Origin of the sequence: Streptomyces sp. WAC05374 (assembly GCF_004353505.1) — a bacterium.
Classification (GTDB): Bacteria; Actinomycetota; Actinomycetes; order Streptomycetales; family Streptomycetaceae; genus Streptomyces.
In genome coordinates, this window is the sequence record NZ_SMNQ01000013.1 from 166,514 (window position 1) to 186,944 (window position 20,431).

Below are 20,431 nucleotides of genomic sequence, written 5' to 3' on the forward strand. Positions count from 1 at the left end.
ATACGATCACCGCATTGGGGACATCTGGTGCATGGATGGGGTGTCGGCGCGTCAGGGGACCGCCTCGTGCCGGCGTTCGGACGGCCGGGGGTCGGCCCGCCGGGCGCGCGGGGTGTCGACGGGCCGGGGCGCGACGGGGCCCTTCCTCGCGGGCCGCGGCGGCTCCGGAAGGCGCTTGGTCTTCGCCCACGCGCCGCGCCGCAGCAACTGGCGGCCGAGGGCCAGCCACCCCACGGGCAGCCAGTGGTAGCAGTAGAAGGTGAACAGCAGCCCGTACCCCACGCTGCGCAGCACACCCGTGCGTGCGGTCCGGTGGTAGGCGTACGCGCAGATGGGCGCCACGCCGAACGAGACGAGGGCCCAGACGATCAGGATGGCGCCGTAGTTGGCCGTCACCGTCTCGAACGCCTCGGTGTCGCCGCCCGTCGCCGCGCCGATGAGCGACGCGTAGAAGGCCACCACCGAGAACGTCGTCAGCAGGACCAGCAGCGGCAGGGTCAGGACGATCAGCAGGTCCGTCACGATCCGCGCCCGCATCGGTGACCCGAGGATGCGGGGGATCTCCGCGAGGCACTGGAGGTGGCCCTGGAACCAGCGGACGCGCTGGCGCAGGAAGGGCCGCAGCCGGGTCAGCCCCTGCTGCCAGACCTGCGTACGCGGGGTGAACCGGGTGCGCCAGCCGTGGGAGAGCAGGCGCACGCCCAGGTCGAGGTCCTCGGTCAGGCAGCGGGTCCAGGGCGCGTCGCCCAGCGTCTGAAGCGCGGAGAGCCGGGTGAACTGGCCGTTGCCGCCGAGCCCGGCGCTCCCGAGCCTGCTGCGGGCACGCTGGAAGATCTCCACGTAAGTGACGAACTCGAGGTCCTGGAGCCTGGCCAGCAGTCCGGCGGCGGCGTTGTATATCCGTACGGTGATCTGCACGGCGCCGATCCGGCGGTCCCGGAACATCGGACCCACCACGGACAGCGCGTCGGACCTGATCCGCCCGTCGGCGTCGAGCACCACCAGCACGATGTCGTCCCGGCCGTACCCGGCGAAGGCCGGCGTCCCAGTCAGCTCGGTGCGGACGTGCCGGTACGCCGCGTTCAGCGCCTCGCCCTTGCCCTGGCGGGCCTGGGGCGGCGTGCGCCGCAGCAGCATGATCCGCGGGTCGGCGAAACGCTCCACGACCTCGCCCGTGGCGTCCTGTGAGCCGTCGTCCACGACGAGGGCGACCCAGTTGCGCTCGGGCAGCGCCAGCAGGCGTTCCAGGCTGGAGCCGATCACCAGCTCCTCGTCCAGGCAGGGCACGACGAACACGAACAGCACCCGGCCGCCGTCCGGGCGTACGGGCGCGGCCGGCTGCCCCGGGCCGCGCCTGCGGTGCCTGCGCCGTTCGTCGCGGCCCTCGCCGCGGCCCAGGGCGAACATGAACAGGACGTAGAGCAGGAAGAGGAGCAGGACTGCCGATGCGGCCAGAGTCATGTCTGTCGTGCCTCCCTGCGGGCGGTCCCCTCACGGGGTCCCGGGGACGCCCACCAGCGGGCCACCACGTCCTCGGCGTCCTTGCCGTGGGCGCAGTAGTCCAGTGAACGGGTCCGGCCGGTCTCGGCGGGCAACTGCTCCCAGAGCCACCAGTGGACTCCGGCCCACCACGGACGGCCGGTGAATGCGCGCAGCAGCGCCTCGTAACCGGCGGCCTGCTCGGCGGCGTCCGGGGTCCGCGAGACGGTCCACGAGTACGGGGCGGTCACACCGCCGCGCACGCTGGTGTACCCGGCCTCGGTGAACAGCACGTCCTTGCCGGCCCTGGCGGCGAACCGCGCCAGTTGGTCGCACACCGGCGCCCAGGCCTGGGTCAGCCGCCGGACGTCGGTGGTGGGCGTGTCGCTCAGCGGCCAGTACGCGTCGATCCCGATGACGTCGACGGCGTCCCAGAACCGGACGTCCTCGTACTCGTCGTAGTTCGCCGCGTAGAGCAGCGGACCGGCGTAGGCCGTACGGGCGCGGTCGACGACGCCGAGCCAGCGCCGCCGGTCGCCGACCGTGCCGGCGAGTTCGGTGCCGACGGCGAAGGCGTCGGCACCGCACCACGCGGCGAGGCGCGCATAGTGGGCCACGATGTCGCCGTAGGCGCGGAACCAGTCGTCGGGGGAGGCGGGCCGGATGGTCGCGCGGTCGGTGTCGTCCTCCAGGTCGACATGCGGCTTGAGCAGCACCTTCAGCCCCTGCCGGTGGGCCAGGTAGATCATCCGGGCGACGCCGCTGTCCCCCGGTGTCTCCACGGTCGTGCGGATGATGTCGGTGGCCTGGTCGGACTGGTACCACGTGGGGTTGAGCTGGACCCAGTTGGCGCCCACGGACGCGATCTGCCGCAGGTAGGCGGGCGCGTGCGGGTCCTCGTACCCGTCGCTCTCCCACGTCGGCAGCGCGAAGCCGCGCTGGCCGGGCAGCGAGCCGGTCACCGGCGGCTGCGGGCGGTGCGGGGAGAGGCTCCGGAAGAAGTCTCGGCCGATGCGGAAGGGGCGCGGGAAAGGCATGGCTGCTCATTTCATGACGTCCGACGGGCGGACGAAGTCGTAGCCGAGGTCGCGGACGCCCCGCAGGATCTCGTCGAGCCGGTCGACGCCCAGGGGCGGGTGGTAGAAGAAGCTCGCCACGCCGTCCCGCACGACCAGGTTGGTCCGGGCCGCGTCGACGATGTCCCCGGCGGTGCGCGGAGGCTGGCCGTTGTGCCCGTCGGTCTCGACGTTGCCGAGGTTCTCCGGGATCACGGCCGTCCCGTAGACGTCCCTGACGCCGTACGGGAAGAACTGGTCGGCCCGCTCGTGCGCGTTGGGGAAGCCGCCGTGGACCGAACTCGCGTAGACCATCGCGGCGTCGTAGCGGTAGCCGAAGTCCTCCGCGACCGCCTCGTAGTCGAAGGGCCCGGCCGCGTAGTGCGGGAACTCCCAGATCTGCGGGCGGGGCAGCCCGGCGGCCCGGAACTCGCCCAGCCCCTGGTCGATGCGCTCCAGCGCCCACTCCCGCGACGCGCCGGGCACCAGCCCGTCCGGGATGACGAACTCCCGGTGGTCCTGGTGGGCCATGAAGAACTCGAAGTCCTCGCCGCTGACCCCGTGGTACGGGTTCTTCAGTGTGCCGAGCTGGTGGGTCACCCCGTGCATGATCATGGTGCCGCCGTGGTCCATCAGGTACCGCAGCGCCTCGACCACCTCGGGGCGGTCCTTGAGGGTGAAGCTCGTCGGCTCGCCCTGGTTGGCCTTGCCGTAGGGGTCGATGTAGATCGGGAGGACGCCGAAGCTGAAGGGCACTTTGGCCTGGTGGAGGCAGGTGCCGATGTCCCGGAGCTGCTCGGGGTCCGCGTTCGGCCCGATGTCCTCCAGCCGGACCAGGGCGCGGTGGCGCTCCTCGGTGGCCGGGGCCAGCAGGTCGAAGAGCATGTCGTTGAAGGCCAGGTACCGGTCGGTCGGCGAGGTGTAGTCGAACGGGCTCTCGCTGACGTACCAGAGGTTCGCCGCCCGGACCGCCCAGGGGGACCGGCCGCCGTCGGCGTGCCGCGCCTCGGCGAGCACTTTCGCCTTGCCGGGGTCGTCGACGCGCACGGTACGGATGCCCGGGTCGTCCGGCGGGTTCTGGCGCGTCAGGGCGGTGCCGCGGTAGTCGACCCGGTCGACCCCCTCGATGCCGGGGCCGGTCGCGCGGAAGCCGTACCGGCTCTTCCACAGCCAGGGGGCGCGGTCGGCCAGTCGGCCGAGGTTCTTGTCGGCCCAGAGCACGGGCACGGTGCCGGCCAGCACGTCGTCGAGGAAGGACGCCGGGGGAGGGGAGTCCGGATCGGAGCCGAAGTACAGCACCGCGGAGTGCTCGCGTGCCTCGCCCGCCTCGTACTCCGCCACGGGCTTGACGGTCCACGGTGCGAAGTGCGACGCCAGGTTGGCCGCCTGCTGGGCCGTCAGTTGGGCCGTCCAGTCCGCGTCACGCCCGCGACCGCCGCCGTCGTACAGGACCAGGGCCGGACGCGTGCCCGGCTCCGCCGTCGGTGCGGCGGCCCCGGACACCACGCCCGGCTCCGGGCGCTCGGGAGGCCGGGACGGGGCGGACAGGTCGGCGGCGGTGGACCGCGCCGCGGCCTGCTGCGCCCGCACGGCCCCGGTGGGGTGGCAGTCGATCGGGTCGTCCGCGACCAGGCGCGTGACGACCTTCGGCCCCGCCCACACGCCGGCCGCCAGCACGGCCGCCAGACCGAGCGCGACCAGGCCCTGACCGCCGCGCCGCAGGCCGCGGAACCAGCGGCGCGCCCGGTGCCCGCCGGACGCGGCCATGAGGATGAGCAGCAGCAGCGGGTAGGCGATCAGCGCGATCGCGGCCAGCGTGATCAGGATCGTGGTCATCGCGGCGCCCCCGGGGGAACGGGGAGCCGCGCGGAGATGTCATCCGGTGCTGCGGAACGCCCTGGTGGGCCGCCTTCGCCGCTGCTGCGGCGGCCCGCCCGGGACGCGCCGGGGGAGGTGCGGGTCCGGCGGCGGCGGGGTGAGGCGGCGGTGCGGCGCGGGGAGCGGTGCTGTACGGCGACGGCCGTCCGGACGCGGTCGGAGGCACGCCGTGCGGGGTGGGTGCCCGGTCCGCTCGTTCCGCTTCCGTGGGTGCGGCGCCGGTGCCGGAGGCCGGTGAGGGGCCAGTCCGTGGCGCGCCGCAGCGGATGCGGCGCGGGCGCTGGTGCCCGACTGGTGCGCAGGGACATGGTGAACCCCAATCAACCGGCCGATGCGGGGCCTGAGCGGCTTCGGGGGCTCGGGCTCCGTGGCGCTCTGCTGTCCACACTCATGACTGACCTACGAACCAGTCAAGGCGTATGCGGGGCATATGCACCAACTTTTCCGTTCCTTTACGTCCCCGGAGGCCCGCCGACCGGGCCCCACGGCCCCGTCGCCGCAGCTCAGGCCCCGCCGGTCGGCGTCCGTGCGGTACTCCCGCCGCGGGGAAGGGCGGTGCGGGGTCATGAGTCCGGCCGTACATGTATGGACGGAGAAGGCAGTGCGCCCGCGCCGCTCTCCGGGCACGTCAGGGGGCGGAGCACAGGGCGACGCCCTGGACGCCGTTGTCGCCGGTGCCGTAGCCCGGGAAGGTGACCGTGTCTCCGGGGCCGGCGGTCCGGCAGGGAACCGCGGTGCCGTCGCGGTACTCGACGGTGACGTGCTGGGTCGTGCCGCAGGTGTTGGTGACGAACGTGTAGCGCCAGCTCGTCGAGTACTGAACGCACGACGGCGCCGCTTCCCCCACGGTGACCGCTCCGGCCTGGCCGGTCGGGAGCAGGCAGGCGGCCATGGCGGTCGCACCCACCGCTATGACGCGGATAGTTGAACGAAAAATCGGGAACATGGTGATCAACCCTTCATTTCTTGAACGCTGCGGGATGAGCGTAGGGAAGGGTCGGCGGAGCACCGAACGGATCCGGCCACCGGCGTATGTGTCCTCGCTGTTTCGCCGGCGGCGCCCTCCCCGGCCAGAGCCGCCGGTCGTATGCGGCCCGTCGGACCGCCCGGGGCCGGGGAATGCTCGGAAATCGCCCCCGGTCACGGGACGGGCCACTCCCTCGTGGGCCCCGCGGCGGCCTCAGCGGTCTCAGCGGCCTTCCGGCGCCGGGCCGAAGCCCGCGTGCGCCGACTCCCGCGTGCGCCGAAGCCCGCGCTGGTAGGCTCCGTTGCCCCCGACCGTCCCACGGCATCCACCACCTCGCGCCTACAGGGGGCACCATGGCGAGTGCGACGGAAAGAGCCGAGGAAGCGCTGAAGGCCCTGTCGAGGGAGGACGCGCTCGAGTATCTCGAGGACCTGCGCGAGTCGTGGGCGGAACTCTCCAAGGACCTCGGTCGAACGACGATCTTCTACCTTCTCACCGCCGCGCTGTTCGAGCTCCTGATCGGTAACGAGGAGGACTTGAAGTTCGCCGTGATCGGTATTCAGTTCACCAACTCGGCGGCATTGCAGAAAGTGCTTCCGGCGCTCGCCGCGTTCCTCTTCTACCAGGCCATCACCCAGATGGTCAGGTGGCTCGAGGCGGAGGAGGTGTTCGAGGCGTTCTACAAGGAGTTGCACCCCGAGCTGTACGGGCAGGATCTCGAGATGCCGCTGCGGCCGAGCCCCGGAATGGTGAACGTGGGCAGGCAGTTCCCCGAGTCCGCTCCGCACGCGATCCTCGGTCACGCGGTGCGGGTGGTGCTGGGGCTGGCCGTTCTGACGCTCATCCCCGTGGTGTTCGCCGTGCAGTCGTCGTTCCTGCTGATCGACAAGTACGGCGGTGGCGACGTGCTGTCGCTCGTGGTGATCTGCCTGTCCGCCGCCTTCGTGCTGGCGGCCATCGCGATTCTCCTCCTGTACGCGACACGCCGGTAGACGGGCCCCTGAGGCCGCTCCGCCCCCCCGGGCGTGGCCTGCGGCGGCTCCCGGACAGTCCGGCACACGCCGCCTCCCTCCTGGCCCGCCCACCGGGCGGGCCAGGAGGGGGAGGTACGGCATGCCGACGCCGCCGGTCAGATGTCCCGGAAGATCTCGATCTGCGCGCCCACCGAGTTGAGGCGCTCCGCCAGGTCCTCGTACCCCCGGTTGATGACGTAGACGTTGCGCAGCACGGAGGTGCCCTCGGCGGCCATCATGGCGAGCAGGACGACCACCGCGGGGCGCAGGGCGGGCGGGCACATCATCTCGGCGGCGCGCCAGCGGGTGGGGCCCTCCACCAGGACCCGGTGCGGGTCGAGGAGCTGGAGGCGGCCACCCAGGCGGTTGAGGTCGGTGAGGTAGATGGCCCGGTTGTCGTAGACCCAGTCGTGGATGAGGGTCTGGCCCTGGGCGGACGCGGCGATGGCCGCGAAGAACGGCACGTTGTCGATGTTCAGGCCGGGGAACGGCATCGGGTGGATCTTGTCGATCGGCGCCTCCAGCTTGGAGGGCCGCACGGTCAGGTCCACCAGCCGGGTGCGGCCGTTGTCGGCGGCGTACTCGGCCGACCGGTCGTGGTCGAGGCCCATCTCCTCCAGGACCGCGAGCTCGATCTCCAGGAACTCGATCGGCACGCGACGGATCGTCAGCTCCGACTCCGTGACGACCGCCGCCGCCAGCAGGCTCATGGCCTCGACCGGGTCCTCGGAGGGGGAGTAGTCGACGTCCACGTCGATGGAGGGGATGCCGTGCACGGTCAGCGTCGTCGTGCCGATGCCCTCGACCCGTACGCCCAGGGCCTCCAGGAAGAAGCACAGGTCCTGGACCATGTAGTTGGAGGAGGCGTTGCGGATGACGGTGACGCCGTCGTGGCGGGCGGCGGCGAGCAGCGCGTTCTCGGTCACCGTGTCGCCGCGCTCGGTCAGCACGATCGGGCGGTCCGGGGTGACCTGGCGGTCGACCTCCGCGTGGTACAGCCCCTCGGTGGCCGTGATGTCCAGGCCGAAGCGGCGCAGGGCGATCATGTGCGGCTCGATCGTGCGCGTACCGAGGTCGCAGCCGCCCGCGTACGGGAGTTTGAACTGCCGCAGCCGGTGCAGCAGCGGGCCGAGGAACATGATGATGGACCGCGTGCGGCGCGCCGCGTCCGCGTCGATGGCCGCCATGTCGAGGTGCGCGGGCGGGACGATCTCCAGGTCCGTCCCGTCGTTGATCCAACGGGTGCGGACACCGATGGAGTTGAGGACCTCGAGCAGCCGGTAGACCTCCTCGATCCGGGCGACCCGCCTCAGCGTGGTACGGCCCTTGTTGAGGAGCGACGCGCACAGCAGCGCGACGCACGCGTTCTTGCTCGTCTTGACGTCGATGGAGCCGGAGAGCCGGCGCCCGCCCACTACGCGCAGATGCATGGGTCCCGCGTACCCGAGTGACACGATTTCACTGTCGAGCGCCTCGCCGATCCGGGCGATCATCTCAAGGCTGATGTTCTGGTTCCCGCGCTCAATGCGGTTGACGGCGCTCTGACTTGTGGCCAGCGCCTCGGCGAGCTGCGTCTGCGTCCAGCCACGGTGCTGCCGGGCGTCACGGATGAGCTTGCCGATGCGTACGAGGTAGTCGTCTGCCATGGGGGCAGGTTATCTCAGATATGAGATGACGCTCGCGCTGGGGTCGGCCGTCAGGGTGACAGGCCGTGCGCCGTCGGGTGCCGTGGCTCGTACAGCGGCAGTTCACCGCCGCTCGGCAGCCGCACCGCCGCCAGCAGCCCCCACCCCTGGTCGCTGACCGGCCGGGACACCTCGGCCCCGCGCTCGGTCAGCCTGCGCAGGGTGCCCTCGATGTCGTCGCACATCAGGGAGAACTCGTGCCGGGGCTCACCGGGCGTCGGGTGTACGGCGACCTCGGCCGGCGGCAGCTTGAAGACGAGCCACCCGCCTCCCGCGTCGACGTGCTGGAACCCCAGGACATCCCTGAGGAACGCCCGGTCGGCGTCGGCGTCCTTGGTGTAGAGGATGACGTGCGCGCCACTGAACATGCTCCGATGCTCGACGCGCCCGCCCGCCCCCGCAACCCGAACACCGGTCAGTTTGTCCCCTGTGTCCGTCCGGTGGGCCCTTCTGGCGAACCACCCCCGGCGCCCACCCCGGTCGATTACCGTGGCCGCATGACCGCGACCTGGAACGAGGACGACCCCGGAGTGCTGCGGCTGCCCTCCGGGCGTCTGGTCAGGGGTCGCGCCCTTCGCCGTCCCCTCCCGGCCGGCGCGGCGCCCGATTACGCCGTCCACCTGCTCGGCAAGCGGCCGGCCGACGTGCCGTGGGAGTCCCGGTGGCTGCGCTGGCCCGACTTCCGGTTGCCGGGCGACCCGGCGGAGGCCCGCGCCGTGCTGCGCGAGGCGTGGGAGCGCGCCGCCGCCGAGCGCGTCGAGGTCGCCTGCGGCGGCGGTCGCGGCCGGACGGGTACGGCCCTGGCCTGCATCGCCGTGCTCGACGGCGTCCCGGCCGACGAAGCGGTGGAGTACGTCCGCCGGGCCTACGACCGCCACGCCGTCGAGACCCCCTGGCAGAGACGTTTCGTCCGCCGCTTCACCGGCTGACCCCCGGGCCGGCCCCCTGTCAGCCGCCCACGTAGGCCGCCAGGTGCTCACCGGTGAGGGTGGAGCGGGCGGCGACCAGGTCGGCGGGGGTGCCCTCGAAGACGATCCGGCCGCCGTCGTGTCCGGCGCCGGGGCCGAGGTCGATGATCCAGTCCGCGTGCGCCATGACCGCCTGGTGGTGCTCGATGACGATGACCGACTTGCCGGAGTCGACCAGCCGGTCGAGCAGGGCGAGCAGTTGCTCGACGTCCGCGAGGTGCAGGCCCGTGGTGGGCTCGTCGAGCACGTAGACGCCGCCCTTGTCCGCCATGTGCGTGGCCAGCTTCAGCCGCTGCCGCTCGCCGCCCGACAGCGTGGTGAGCGGCTGGCCGAGCGTGAGGTAGCCGAGACCGACGTCCGCCATCCGCTCCAGGATCTTGTGGGCGGCCGGGGTGCGCGCCTCGCCCTCGCGGAAGAACTCCTCGGCCTCGGTCACCGACATCGCGAGCACCTCGCTGATGTCGCGGCCACCGAGGTGGTACTCCAGCACCGACGCCTGGAACCGCTTGCCCTCGCAGTCCTCGCAGGGCGTGTCGACGCCGGCCATCACACCGAGGTCGACATAGATGACACCGGCGCCGTTGCAGGTGGGGCAGGCCCCCTCGGAGTTGGCGCTGAACAGCGCCGGCTTCACGCCGTTGACCTTGGCGAACGCCTTGCGGATCGGGTCGAGCAGCCCGGTGTACGTCGCCGGATTGCTGCGGCGCGAGCCGCGGATCGGGGCCTGGTCGACCGAGATCACGCCCTCGCCGGCCGGGATGGAGCCGTGGATGAGCGAGCTCTTGCCGGAGCCGGCGACTCCGGTGACCACGCAGAGGACGCCGAGCGGAATGTCGACGTCCACGCCCTGGAGGTTGTTCGCCGTCGCACCGCGGATCTCCAGCGTCCCGGTGGGCTTGCGGACCGCCTCCCGGAGCCTGGCCCGGTCGTCGAGGTGCCGGCCGGTGACGGTGCCGCTGGCGCGCAGCCCCTCGAGGGTGCCCTCGAAGCACACGGTGCCGCCCGCCGTGCCGGCGCCGGGGCCGAGGTCCACGACGTGGTCGGCGATGGCGATCGTCTCGGGCTTGTGCTCGACGACGAGCACCGTGTTGCCCTTGTCCCGCAGCCGCAGCAGCAGGTCGTTCATCCGCTGGATGTCGTGCGGGTGGAGCCCGACGGTGGGCTCGTCGAAGACGTACGTGACGTCCGTGAGCGACGAGCCGAGGTGGCGGATCATCTTCACGCGCTGCGCCTCGCCGCCGGACAGGGTGCCGGCGGGGCGGTCGAGCGAGAGGTATCCGAGGCCGATCTCCGTGAACGAGTCGAGGGTGTGCTGGAGCGCGGTGAGCAGCGGCGCCACCGAGGGCTCCTTCAGGCCCCGCACCCACTCGGCCAGGTCGCGGATCTCCATCGCGCACGCGTCGGCGATGGAGATCGTGCCGATCTTCGAGGACCGGGCGCCCTCGCTGAGCCGGGTGCCGTCGCACTCGGGGCAGGTGGTGAAGGTGACCGCCCGCTCCACGAAGGCCCGGATGTGGGGCTGCATCGCCTCCTTGTCCTTGGACAGGAACGACTTCTGGATCTTGGGGATCAGCCCCTCGTAGGTGAGGTTGACGCCGTTGACCTTGACCTTGGTCGGCTCCCGGTAGAGGAAGTCGTGCATCTCCCGCTTGGTGAACTCGCGGATCGGCTTGTTCGGGTCGAGGAAGCCCGACTCGGCGTAGATCCCCACCGTCCACACGTTGTCCGACTTCCAGCCGGGGATGGTGAACGCGCCCTCGGCGATCGCCTTGGAGTCGTCGTAGAGCTGCGTGAGGTCGATGTCGGAGACCGTGCCGCGGCCCTCGCAGCGGGTGCACATCCCGCCGGTGCGCTCGAACGTCGCCTTCTCGGCCTTGGTCTTGTTCCCGCGCTGCACGGTGATGGCGCCGCTCGCCTTCACCGAGGCGGTGTTGAAGGAGTACGCGCTGGGCGGGCCGATGTGCGGCTCGCCGAGCCTGCTGAAGAGGATGCGCAGCATGGCGTTGGCGTCGGTGGCGGTGCCGACGGTGGAGCGGGGGTCGCCGCCCATGCGCTGCTGGTCCACGGTGATCGCGGTGGTCAGCCCGTCGAGCACGTCGACCTCGGGGCGGGCCAGGTTCGGCATGAAGCCCTGGAGGAAGGCGCTGTACGTCTCGTTGATCAGCCGCTGCGACTCGGCGGCGATCGTGTCGAAGACCAGCGAGCTCTTGCCCGAGCCGGACACCCCGGTGAACACCGTCAGCCGGCGCTTCGGGATGTCGATGCTGATGTCCTTGAGGTTGTTCTCCCGTGCGCCGTGCACGCGGATCAGATCGTGGCTGTCGGCGACGTGCGGCTCGCTCGACCGCGCGTCCGTCCTCGTGCTGGCCATGGTCATCCCATCTCCCTGTGTGGTGGGGCGAAGCCCGCCGTGGGGCCCGTCGTCGCCCGGCTCGATCCGCCCGGCGTCGAGCGTAATCGTGTGATCGTTCCGTAGGGGTACGTTCCGCGGGGCCGGGAGCCTCAGCGGCGCCCGGCCCCGTATGTCCGCCAAGACCTACTGCTTGCGGGGCTGGTTGAAGCGGAGCATGTTGCCCGCCGGGTCGCGGAAGGCGCAGTCACGGACGCCGTAGGGCTGGTCGATCGGCTCCTGGACCACCTCGCCGCCGGCCTCGCGGACGCGCTCGAAGGTGGCGTCGACGTCGTCCGTTGCGAAGATCACACCGCGCAGCATGCCCTTGGCGAGCAGTTCGGCCATCGCCCGGCGGTCGGCCTCGGGGGCGTGGGGGTCGGCGAGCGGCGGTTCGAGGACGATCTCCACGTCCGGCTGCGCGGGGGAGCCGACGGTCACCCAGCGCATCCCCTCGAAGGCGACGTCGTTGCGCACCTCCAGCCCGAGGGCGTCGCGGTAGAAGGCGATCGCCTTGTCATGGTCGTCGACGGCGATGAAGCACTGCGAGAGCTTGATGTCCATGGCGACGACGCTACGAGGCGGCGCCCGTTTCCGCTTCTCCATTCCTGATCGGTTCGCCGCCGCGCACCGGGCGCGTGAAGACCTTGGCGACGCAGGGCGGGATCGCCGCGCCGGCGTCGTGGCGGCGGGCCCGGTAGGCGCTGGGGCTCTCCCCGACGAGCTCGGTGAAGCGCGAGCTGAACGACCCCAGCGAGGTACAGCCCACGGCGAAGCAGACCTCGGTCACGCTCATGTCGCCGCGCCGCAGCAGCGCCTTGGCCCGCTCCACGCGGCGGGTCATCAGATAGCCGTAGGGCGTCTCCCCATAGGCCGCGCGGAAGCTGCGGGAGAAGTGGCCGGGCGACATGAGGGCCACCTTCGCCAGCGCCGGAACGTCCAGAGGCTGCGCGTAGTCGCGGTCCATCAGGTCCCGGGCACGGCGCAGCCGCCTCAGATCCTCCAGGGTCATGGGCCCAGCATGGCACGGCGCGGCGGGCACGCCTCGTCGCACGGCCGGTCATGTACTAGAGTTATCTCGACATCGAGATATCTGCCGAAAGACGCACCGCAGCCGCGCCAGCCGGTAAGGGTTACCTAACTAAGTCTTACCTTAGCGGATCGGCGAGGAGCCTACGCGGCAGGATGCGGTAAGAACGCGCACATTGATGAAGGAGACTGTCGTGTCGGCGAACAGCTTCGACGCCCGCAGCACGCTGCGCGTGGGCGACGAGTCGTACGAGATCTTCAGGCTGGACAAGGTCGAGGGCTCCGCGCGCCTCCCCTACAGCCTCAAGGTCCTCCTGGAAAACCTGCTCCGCACCGAGGACGGCGCGAACATCACCGCCGACCACATCCGGGCCCTCGGCAACTGGGACTCGCAGGCCCAGCCCAGCCAGGAGATCCAGTTCACGCCGGCCCGCGTGATCATGCAGGACTTCACCGGTGTGCCGTGTGTCGTCGACCTCGCCACCATGCGCGAGGCCGTCAAGGAGCTCGGCGGCGACCCGGCGAAGATCAACCCGCTGGCCCCGGCCGAGCTGGTCATCGACCACTCCGTCATCGCCGACAAGTTCGGCACGCCGGACGCCTTCGGCCAGAACGTCGAGCTGGAGTACGGCCGCAACAAGGAGCGGTACCAGTTCCTGCGCTGGGGCCAGACCGCGTTCGACGAGTTCAAGGTCGTCCCCCCGGGCACCGGCATCGTCCACCAGGTGAACATCGAGCACCTGGCCCGCACCGTCATGGTCCGGGGCGGCCAGGCGTACCCCGACACCCTCGTCGGCACCGACTCCCACACCACCATGGTCAACGGCCTCGGTGTGCTCGGCTGGGGCGTCGGCGGCATCGAGGCCGAGGCCGCCATGCTGGGCCAGCCGGTCTCCATGCTGATCCCGCGCGTCGTCGGCTTCAAGCTCACCGGCGAGCTGCCCACCGGCACCACCGCCACCGACCTGGTGCTCACCATCACCGAGATGCTGCGCAAGCACGGCGTCGTCGGCAAGTTCGTCGAGTTCTACGGTGAGGGCGTCGCCGCCACCTCCCTCGCGAACCGCGCCACCATCGGCAACATGTCGCCCGAGTTCGGCTCCACCGCCGCGATCTTCCCGATCGACGGCGAGACCCTGAACTACCTCAAGCTCACCGGCCGCTCCGAGCAGCAGGTCGCGCTCGTCGAGGCATACGCCAAGGAGCAGGGCCTCTGGCTGGACCCGGCCGCCGAGCCGGACTTCTCCGAGAAGCTGGAGCTCGACCTCTCCACGGTCGTCCCCTCCATCGCCGGCCCCAAGCGCCCGCAGGACCGCATCGTGCTGGCCAACGCCGCCGAGCAGTTCAAGCAGGACGTGCGCAACTACGTCGACATGGTCGACGAGGCGGGCCAGGAGTCCTTCCCGGCCTCCGACGCCCCCGCCGTCACCAACGGCGTGCCGTCCAACCCGGTCACCGTCACCGCCCCCGACGGCACCACCTACGAGCTGGACCACGGCGCCGTCACCGTCGCCGCGATCACCTCCTGCACCAACACCTCGAACCCGTACGTCATGGTCGCCGCCGCGCTGGTGGCCAAGAAGGCGGTCGAGAAGGGCCTGACCCGCAAGCCGTGGGTCAAGACCACCCTCGCCCCGGGCTCCAAGGTCGTCACCGACTACTTCGACAAGGCGGGCCTGACCCCGTACCTCGACAAGGTCGGCTTCAACCTCGTCGGCTACGGCTGCACCACCTGCATCGGCAACTCCGGCCCGCTGCCGGAGGAGGTCTCCAAGGCCGTCAACGACCACGACCTCGCGGTCACCTCGGTCCTCTCCGGCAACCGGAACTTCGAGGGCCGGATCAACCCCGACGTCAAGATGAACTACCTGGCGTCCCCGCCGCTGGTCGTCGCGTACGCCCTCGCCGGCTCCATGAAGGTCGACATCACCAAGGACGCCCTGGGCATCGACCAGGACGGCAACCCGGTGTACCTGAAGGACATCTGGCCCTCCGAGGCCGAGGTGAACGACGTCGTCGCCAACGCCATCGGCGAGGACATGTTCAACAAGTCCTACCAGGACGTCTTCGCGGGCGACGCCCAGTGGCAGGCGCTCCCCATCCCGACCGGCAACACCTTCGAGTGGGACGCCGAGTCCACCTACGTGCGCAAGCCCCCCTACTTCGAGGGCATGACGATGGAGACCACCCCGGTCTCCGACATCACCGGCGCCCGCGTGCTGGCCAAGCTGGGCGACTCGGTCACCACCGACCACATCTCCCCGGCCGGTGCCATCAAGGCCGACACCCCCGCCGGCCAGTACCTCACGGAGCACGGCGTCGAGCGCCGCGACTTCAACAGCTACGGCTCGCGCCGCGGCAACCACGAGGTCATGATCCGCGGTACGTTCGCCAACATCCGCCTGCGCAACCAGATCGCGCCGGGCACCGAGGGCGGCTACACCCGCGACTTCACCCAGGACGGCGGCCCCGTCTCCTTCATCTACGACGCCTCCCGCAACTACATCGAGCAGGGCATCCCGCTCGTCGTGCTCGCGGGCAAGGAGTACGGCTCCGGCTCGTCCCGCGACTGGGCCGCCAAGGGCACCGCGCTCCTCGGCGTCAAGGCCGTCATCGCCGAGAGCTACGAGCGCATCCACCGCTCCAACCTCATCGGCATGGGCGTCCTGCCGCTGCAGTTCCCCGAGGGCGCGTCCGCCCAGGCGCTCGGCCTGACCGGCGAGGAGACCTTCTCCATCTCCGGCGTCACCGAGCTCAACGAGGGCACCACGCCCCGCACGGTGAAGGTCACCACCGACACCGGCGTCGAGTTCGACGCGGTCGTCCGCATCGACACCCCCGGTGAGGCCGACTACTACCGCAACGGCGGCATCATGCAGTACGTGCTGCGCAACCTGATCCGCAACTAACGGCAGGCCGCACGGCACAAGGGCCGCACTCCCGGCGACGGGGGTGCGGCCCTTCCTTGTGCGCGAGCGGTACGGGTCAGAGGGCGCCGTGCCGGACGGCGGCCACGAAGGAGCCCCAGCCCGCCGACGAGAACACCAGCGTGGGGCCTTCCGGGGACTTGCTGTCGCGGACGGGCAGCACTCCGGTGAAGCCATCGGCGACCTCGACACAGCTCCCGCCGGTGCCGTCGCTGTAGGACGACTTGCGCCAGTGGGCGTTACTCAGATCGTGTGTGGTGCTCATGGTTCGCGTAGTCCTCCGCCACCGATGCGAGCAGGTCGCGGGACGCCGACGGTGACAAGGCGGCAGCCCTTGCCAGATCGTAAGCCCGTGCGTTGTGCTCGACCAGAGCCGGATTCTCGATCAGCCGTCCGCTGCCCGCGCCCTCCGTGTACACCACGGTCGGGGAGTCGGTGAACGTCATGACGGAGACCATGCTGCCCATGAACGCCTCACTCATGGCGGAGAACGGCAGCACCTGGACCACCATCCTGGGCCGCTCCATCAGCTCGGCGATGTGCAGCAGTTGACGACCCATCGCCTGCGGTCCGCCGATCGGCGCCAGCAGTACCGCCTCGTGCAGGATCGCCCACAGCACCGGCACCGCCGGGTCCTCCAGGATCCGCTGACGGTCCATCCGCGCCCGGACCAGCTCCTCCACGTCCTCCTGCGGCGCGAACGGGTTCGCGGTGCGCGTGATGGCGCGCGCGTACTCCTCCGTCTGCAACAGACCCGGAACCAGCACCGGGGCGTACTCGCTGATGGTCTGCGCGAGGCGCTCCAGCTCCGCCGCGTCCGCGAAGTAGTCGGCGACCTTCGACGTCCGGGCCAGCCGGCACAGCCGCTGGAGGTGCTCGCCGCTGCCCAGCACGTCGTCGAGTATCCGGGACATGTCGAGCTGCGGCCGCCGCGACGCGGACTCGAACTGCCCGATGTACGAGCCGGAGCAGAAGACCTTCTCGCCGAGCTGCTCCTGCGACAGGCCCGCCCGCTCGCGCAGCCGGCGGAGCTCCGCTCCGTAGAACGCCCGCGGGTCGGTGTAGGGGTCCAGATTCTTGGGCTGAGGCACGTCGCCCAGCGTAGTGGCGCCGTCACGTGCCGTGGGCGGAAACGGTGGAACGGGCCCCCGGACCTCCGGAGCCCGCTCCACCCGGGAGAAACGGCTACCGCAGCAGCTCCACCTCCGCCAGCGTCGCCGGGGCGGCCGGCACCAGCCGGTACCGCTCGTACGCGCCCGGCCGCGCCACCGTGAACACCCGCGTCTGCCGGTCCCAGGCGAAGGACTCGCCCGACCGCCGGTCCAGGTCCGTCCACGCCGTACCGTCCCTCGAGCCCTGGAGCACCCACCCCGACGGGGCGTCACCCCGGGCCGCGGAGGTCAGCGTGTACTGCACCGCCCGCGTGCCGCCGGCCGGTACCGGCAGCTCCACCGCCTCCACCCGGGCCGCCGTCGCCGACGTGTCGTCGAACAGCTCACCCGCGCCCGCCAGCACGTCCCGCCGGGGCGAGGGCACCGAGTCGTCCCGCGTGATGGAGACGGGCGCCGCGTTCCCGCCCGTGCCCCACGCCGACGGCTTCGGGCCCATGTCGAACTCCAGCGTCCCGCCGCGCGCGAGCAGCTCGTGCGGCAGGGCCGTCGACGTCCAGCGCTTGCCGTTGACCTTCACCCCCTGCACATAGATGTTGCGCGCGCTGTTCTCCGGAGCCTTGACCACCAGCGTGCGGCCGTTGTCCATCCGCACGGTCGCCTTGGTGAACAGCGGCGAGCCGATCGCGTACTCCCCGCTGCCCATCACCAGCGGGTAGAAGCCGAGCGCCGAGAAGAGCCACCAGGCGGACTGCTCGCCGTTGTCCTCGTCACCGTGGTAGCCCTGCCCGATCTCGCTGCCCGTGTACAGCCGCGACAGCACCTCGCGCACCTTCTCCTGCGTCTTCCAGGGCTGCGAGGCCGCGTTGTACATGTACGTGACGTGGTGGGCGACCTGGTTGGAGTGCCCGTACATGCCCATCCGCACGTCCCGCGCCTCCGTCATCTCGTGGATGACGCTGCCGTACGAGCCGACGAACTCCGGCGACGCGGTCTCGGGCGTCGAGAAGTACGTGTCGAGCTTCTTCGCCAGCCCCGCACGGCCGCCGTACAGATTGGCCAGGCCCCGGCTGTCCTGCGGGGCGGTGAAGGCGTACCCCCAGCCGTTGGTCTCGGTGTAGTCGTACCCCCACACCCGCGGGTCGTACGACGCCGACGGCACCCGCCACGCGCCCTTCGGGTCGCGGCCCTGGAAGAAGCCCGCCTCCTTGTCGAAGAGCGTGACGTACTGGCGCGCCCGGTTGAGGAAGTACGCCGCCTCCTCGCGGTAGCGGTCCTTGCCCGTCTTCCGGTGGAGCGCCTCCGCCATCCTCGCCAGGCCGTAGTCGTTGAGGTAGCCCTCCAGCGACCAGGACAGGCCCTCGTGGGTCGCGGTGGAGGCGTACCCCGTGAACGGGGAGGTCCCCATGCCCTTGCGCCCCACACCCGACGAGGGCGGGACCACCGTCGCGTTCTTCAGCGCCGCCTCGTACGCCGCCTCCGCGTCGAAGTCCACGCCTTTGATGTACGCGTCGGCGAACGCCACGTCGGACGACGTGCCGGTCATCAGGTCCGCGTACCCCGGCGAGGACCAGCGGGAGATCCAGCCGCCGTCCTTGTACTGCTGGACGAAGCCGTCCACCAGCTCGCCCGCCTTGCGCGGGGTGAGGAAGGAGTACGCCGGCCAGGTGGTCCGGTAGGTGTCCCAGAAGCCGTTGTTGACGTACACCTTCCCGTCGACGATCTTCGCGCCGGTGCGGGTCGGGGTGTCCGGGCCGGTCTGCGGCGAGAAGGGGCTCGCGTACCGGTCCTCGCCGTCGACCTTCTCGAAACCGGAGTTGGGGTACAGGTAGAGCCGGTACAGGTTGGAGTACAGGGTCACCAACTGGTCGCGGGTCGCGCCCTCGACGGTCACCCGGCCGAGGATCCGGTCCCACGCGGCCTGCGCCCGTGCCCGTACCCGCTCGAAGCCCGTGCCCGCCGGGATCTCGGCAGCCAGGTTCGCCTTCGCCTGCTCCACCCCGATCAGCGACGTCGCCATGCGCAGCGTCACCGTCCGGTCCGCGCCCGCGTCGAAGCGCAGGTGGCCCTTGACGCCCGCCGAGCCGGAGCCGGTGACCGGCGCGTCGAAGACGCCGTACACGAACATCCGGGTCGCCCCGGTCGACAGGCCGCTCTTGACGTCCGAGAAGCCGGTGAACGACCGGGTCGCCGGGTCGAGCGTCAGCCCGCCCTCGTCGGTGACGTTGTCGAAGACGACCGACGCGTCCGCCCCGGGATAGCGGAACCGCATCATCGCCGCGTGGTCGGTGGGGGTGATCTCGGCCCTGATGCCGTTCTCGAACGTCACGCCGTAGTAGTGGGGCCTGGCCGTCTCGTTCTCGTGGCGGAAGGGCAGGGCACGGCGTACGCGGTCGGTCTCCGGCGTCCCGGCCGCGGCCGAGGGCAGCAACTGGAAGGTCTGCCGGTCCCCCATCCAGGGGCTGGGCTCATGGCTGGCGCTGAACGCCTGCACCGTGGGCAGGTTGTCCGCGTTGTTGCCGCGGGCGTACTCGTACAGCCAGCTCTTGGACGCGGCATTCGTCACCGGCGTCCAGAAGTTGAAGCCATGGGGCACGGCCGTCGCGGGGAAGGTGTTGCCGCGCGAGAACGAGCCGCTGGAGTGGGTGCCGCGGACGGTCGACGCGTAGTCCGAGGGGCGGGCGTGCCGCTCCTCGGGCGCGGCGCGCTGAATGGTCACGTCGTCGATCCAGCCCTGGAACCGCGCCGGGCCCTTGGGCGCGTCGTACGCCACCAGGACGCGGTCCACGGTCCGGCCGGCCGCCACCGCCCCGATCCCGGCCGTCACCTGGTTCCACTGGTTGACGTAGAGCCGCTTGGCCGCGCCCTGGCCCTGGGGGGTGAGCGCCCCGCCGTGGCTGTCGGTCGCCCCCAGGTCGCTCAGCCGGGTGCCGTCGGTGAACACCAGGTCCACGGCGACGTGGGTGGCCGGGTAGTTCAGGTCCGTCTCCGGCAGGGAGGGGAAGATCCGGTACGACAGCTCGGTGTCGCGCCGCACGGCCGTGTGGACGTCGAAGACCTTGTTGTACGAGTACGCCCGGCCGTCCGGCCGGTGGGTGCCCGCGTAGCGCAGCGCCCGCACCCCGGTGAACCCCGCGTTGGCCTTGGCGGTGGGGGAGCCGCCGGGGCCGCGGTCGACGTGGGTGCGCATGTCGGGCGGGACGGGGGCGGAGGTGTCACCGTTCGAGAACTGGACGTCGGCGAGCTGGGTGATGCCCGTCGCGCCGTTGTTCGCGGTGATCTCCAGCCGGTAGTGCGCGTACTCCGCCGCCTGTGCGACGTCGTACGTCCTCGTCTCGAAGCGCTTGTCGAAGCTCTGGCCCTCGCGGGTGTCCAGCACCTTCCAGTCCGTACCGTCCGCCGAGCCCTTCAGCGTCCAGTTCCTCGGGTCGCGCGGGGCGTGGTCGTTCGCGGACGTCAGCGCGTACGTGGCCACCTTGACCGGTTCCTCCAGGTCGAACTCGACCCAGGCGGTGGGTGTGAAGGTGAGCCACTTGGTGCCCGGCTGGAGATCGACCAGGTTCTCCTTGGTCTCGCCCGCGCCGCCGTTCTCGCCGCTGGCGCGCAGCGCGGTGACCTTGTCGGTGACGTTGCCGGGTATGCCCGCCGCGTAGGCGCCGTCGACGCCGGACGCCCGCTTGTGGCCGTCGGGGCCCACGTCGACGGTGTTGCGCCAGTCGGGTGGGCGCTCGTCGGCCTCGAAGGACGAGCGGAACTCGGTCTGTGCCGCGGCCGGTTGGGCCGGGCGGGCCGGTGCGGCGAGTGCCGCGGTGGGCGGGGCGGCCGCCACGATCAGCGAAGCGGCCGCCACGAGGGCGGCCGTACGGGTGTGTCCACGGGTGTGTCGGTGCCGGTTCCCCGGTGCGGACGTGCTGGGCTGTCTGGGCTGCATC

At 71.1% G+C, this 20,431-nt stretch carries 15 protein-coding genes; 3 read left to right on the forward strand and 12 right to left on the reverse strand.

Features of this window, described 5'->3' with window-relative positions; all coding sequences use genetic code 11:
* Positions 1-51: 51 nt before the first annotated feature.
* The 4 genes from E2B92_RS23400 to E2B92_RS23415 all read right to left on the reverse strand — a co-directional run bounded on the left by E2B92_RS23400 (position 52) and on the right by E2B92_RS23415 (position 5,358).
* Complete coding sequence (locus tag E2B92_RS23400) at positions 52-1,461, reverse strand: glycosyltransferase (RefSeq protein ID WP_126885694.1); 1,410 nt, start codon at positions 1,459-1,461, stop codon at positions 52-54.
* Positions 1,458-2,516, reverse strand: a complete 1,059-nt coding sequence (locus E2B92_RS23405; RefSeq protein ID WP_126885695.1) for a glycoside hydrolase family 113 — start codon at positions 2,514-2,516, stop codon at positions 1,458-1,460. The genes E2B92_RS23400 and E2B92_RS23405 overlap by 4 nt, the downstream gene beginning before the upstream one ends.
* A 6-nt stretch (positions 2,517-2,522) precedes the next feature.
* The gene (locus tag E2B92_RS23410) at positions 2,523-4,370 is read right to left on the reverse strand and encodes a DUF2334 domain-containing protein (protein ID WP_200836969.1); all 1,848 of its coding nucleotides are present in this window, start codon (positions 4,368-4,370) and stop codon (positions 2,523-2,525) included.
* Positions 4,371-5,040: 670 nt separating this feature from the next.
* Positions 5,041-5,358, reverse strand: a complete 318-nt coding sequence (locus tag E2B92_RS23415) for an alpha-amylase (RefSeq protein WP_235023943.1) — start codon at positions 5,356-5,358, stop codon at positions 5,041-5,043.
* A 374-nt stretch (positions 5,359-5,732) separates the two neighbouring features.
* Here E2B92_RS23415 and E2B92_RS23420 point away from each other — a divergent pair, with 374 nt between their 5' ends.
* On the forward strand, positions 5,733-6,371 hold the full coding sequence (locus E2B92_RS23420; RefSeq protein ID WP_126885696.1) for a hypothetical protein: 639 nt from the start codon (positions 5,733-5,735) through the stop codon (positions 6,369-6,371).
* A gap of 137 nt (positions 6,372-6,508) precedes the next feature.
* Here E2B92_RS23420 and E2B92_RS23425 read toward each other — a convergent pair whose 3' ends face one another.
* Entirely contained in the window at positions 6,509-8,038 is a 1,530-nt protein-coding gene (locus tag E2B92_RS23425) for a helix-turn-helix domain-containing protein (protein ID WP_126885697.1), read from the reverse strand.
* 50 nt (positions 8,039-8,088) lie between these two features.
* Positions 8,089-8,445: a VOC family protein gene (locus tag E2B92_RS23430; protein ID WP_126885699.1), complete on the reverse strand. Its 357-nt coding sequence runs from the start codon at positions 8,443-8,445 to the stop codon at positions 8,089-8,091.
* 129 nt (positions 8,446-8,574) lie between these two features.
* Here E2B92_RS23430 and E2B92_RS23435 point away from each other — a divergent pair, with 129 nt between their 5' ends.
* Positions 8,575-9,006, forward strand: coding sequence for a protein-tyrosine phosphatase family protein (locus E2B92_RS23435; protein WP_126885701.1), 432 nt, complete (start codon positions 8,575-8,577; stop codon positions 9,004-9,006).
* A 19-nt stretch (positions 9,007-9,025) separates the two neighbouring features.
* On the opposite strand, the gene E2B92_RS23440 is transcribed toward E2B92_RS23435, so the two are convergent.
* The 3 genes from E2B92_RS23440 to E2B92_RS23450 all read right to left on the reverse strand — a co-directional run bounded on the left by E2B92_RS23440 (position 9,026) and on the right by E2B92_RS23450 (position 12,446).
* Positions 9,026-11,422, reverse strand: coding sequence for an ATP-binding cassette domain-containing protein (locus E2B92_RS23440; protein ID WP_126885703.1), 2,397 nt, complete (start codon positions 11,420-11,422; stop codon positions 9,026-9,028).
* Positions 11,423-11,581: 159 nt separating this feature from the next.
* On the reverse strand, positions 11,582-11,998 hold the full coding sequence (locus E2B92_RS23445; RefSeq protein ID WP_126885705.1) for a VOC family protein: 417 nt from the start codon (positions 11,996-11,998) through the stop codon (positions 11,582-11,584).
* Between the two features lie 10 nt (positions 11,999-12,008).
* Entirely contained in the window at positions 12,009-12,446 is a 438-nt protein-coding gene (locus E2B92_RS23450; protein ID WP_126885706.1) for a helix-turn-helix transcriptional regulator, read from the reverse strand.
* A 211-nt stretch (positions 12,447-12,657) separates the two neighbouring features.
* Between E2B92_RS23450 and acnA the strand changes: the two genes are divergently transcribed.
* On the forward strand, positions 12,658-15,372 hold the full coding sequence (acnA, locus tag E2B92_RS23455) for an aconitate hydratase AcnA (protein ID WP_126885708.1): 2,715 nt from the start codon (positions 12,658-12,660) through the stop codon (positions 15,370-15,372).
* A gap of 76 nt (positions 15,373-15,448) precedes the next feature.
* On the opposite strand, the gene E2B92_RS23460 is transcribed toward acnA, so the two are convergent.
* From E2B92_RS23460 to E2B92_RS23470, 3 genes are all read right to left on the reverse strand, one after another.
* Positions 15,449-15,655 carry a DUF397 domain-containing protein gene (locus tag E2B92_RS23460; protein ID WP_126885710.1) on the reverse strand — a complete coding sequence of 69 codons (207 nt, stop codon included), beginning with the start codon at positions 15,653-15,655 and terminating at the stop codon, positions 15,449-15,451.
* Complete coding sequence (locus tag E2B92_RS23465; RefSeq protein WP_126885712.1) at positions 15,630-16,481, reverse strand: helix-turn-helix domain-containing protein; 852 nt, start codon at positions 16,479-16,481, stop codon at positions 15,630-15,632. Before E2B92_RS23465 ends, E2B92_RS23460 begins: the two co-directional genes overlap by 26 nt.
* Positions 16,482-16,575: 94 nt before the next feature.
* Positions 16,576-20,430 (reverse strand): GH92 family glycosyl hydrolase, encoded by a 3,855-nt coding sequence (locus E2B92_RS23470; RefSeq protein WP_126885714.1) that lies wholly within the window; start codon positions 20,428-20,430, stop codon positions 16,576-16,578.
* Between the last annotated feature and the right edge of the window lies 1 nt (position 20,431).

What these genes read in the sequence shown, in the direction of transcription:
- E2B92_RS23400 (WP_126885694.1), bottom strand. Translation starts at nt 1,461, where the DNA reads ATGACTCTGGCCGCATCGGCAGTCCTGCTCCTCTTCCTGCTCTACGTC.
- E2B92_RS23405 (WP_126885695.1), bottom strand. Translation starts at nt 2,516, where the DNA reads ATGCCTTTCCCGCGCCCCTTCCGCATCGGCCGAGACTTCTTCCGGAGC.
- E2B92_RS23410 (WP_200836969.1), bottom strand. Translation starts at nt 4,370, where the DNA reads ATGACCACGATCCTGATCACGCTGGCCGCGATCGCGCTGATCGCCTAC.
- E2B92_RS23415 (WP_235023943.1), bottom strand. Translation starts at nt 5,358, where the DNA reads ATGTTCCCGATTTTTCGTTCAACTATCCGCGTCATAGCGGTGGGTGCG.
- E2B92_RS23420 (WP_126885696.1), top strand. Translation starts at nt 5,733, where the DNA reads ATGGCGAGTGCGACGGAAAGAGCCGAGGAAGCGCTGAAGGCCCTGTCG.
- E2B92_RS23425 (WP_126885697.1), bottom strand. Translation starts at nt 8,038, where the DNA reads ATGGCAGACGACTACCTCGTACGCATCGGCAAGCTCATCCGTGACGCC.
- E2B92_RS23430 (WP_126885699.1), bottom strand. Translation starts at nt 8,445, where the DNA reads ATGTTCAGTGGCGCGCACGTCATCCTCTACACCAAGGACGCCGACGCC.
- E2B92_RS23435 (WP_126885701.1), top strand. Translation starts at nt 8,575, where the DNA reads ATGACCGCGACCTGGAACGAGGACGACCCCGGAGTGCTGCGGCTGCCC.
- E2B92_RS23440 (WP_126885703.1), bottom strand. Translation starts at nt 11,422, where the DNA reads ATGACCATGGCCAGCACGAGGACGGACGCGCGGTCGAGCGAGCCGCAC.
- E2B92_RS23445 (WP_126885705.1), bottom strand. Translation starts at nt 11,998, where the DNA reads ATGGACATCAAGCTCTCGCAGTGCTTCATCGCCGTCGACGACCATGAC.
- E2B92_RS23450 (WP_126885706.1), bottom strand. Translation starts at nt 12,446, where the DNA reads ATGACCCTGGAGGATCTGAGGCGGCTGCGCCGTGCCCGGGACCTGATG.
- E2B92_RS23460 (WP_126885710.1), bottom strand. Translation starts at nt 15,655, where the DNA reads ATGAGCACCACACACGATCTGAGTAACGCCCACTGGCGCAAGTCGTCC.
- E2B92_RS23470 (WP_126885714.1), bottom strand. Translation starts at nt 20,430, where the DNA reads ATGCAGCCCAGACAGCCCAGCACGTCCGCACCGGGGAACCGGCACCGA.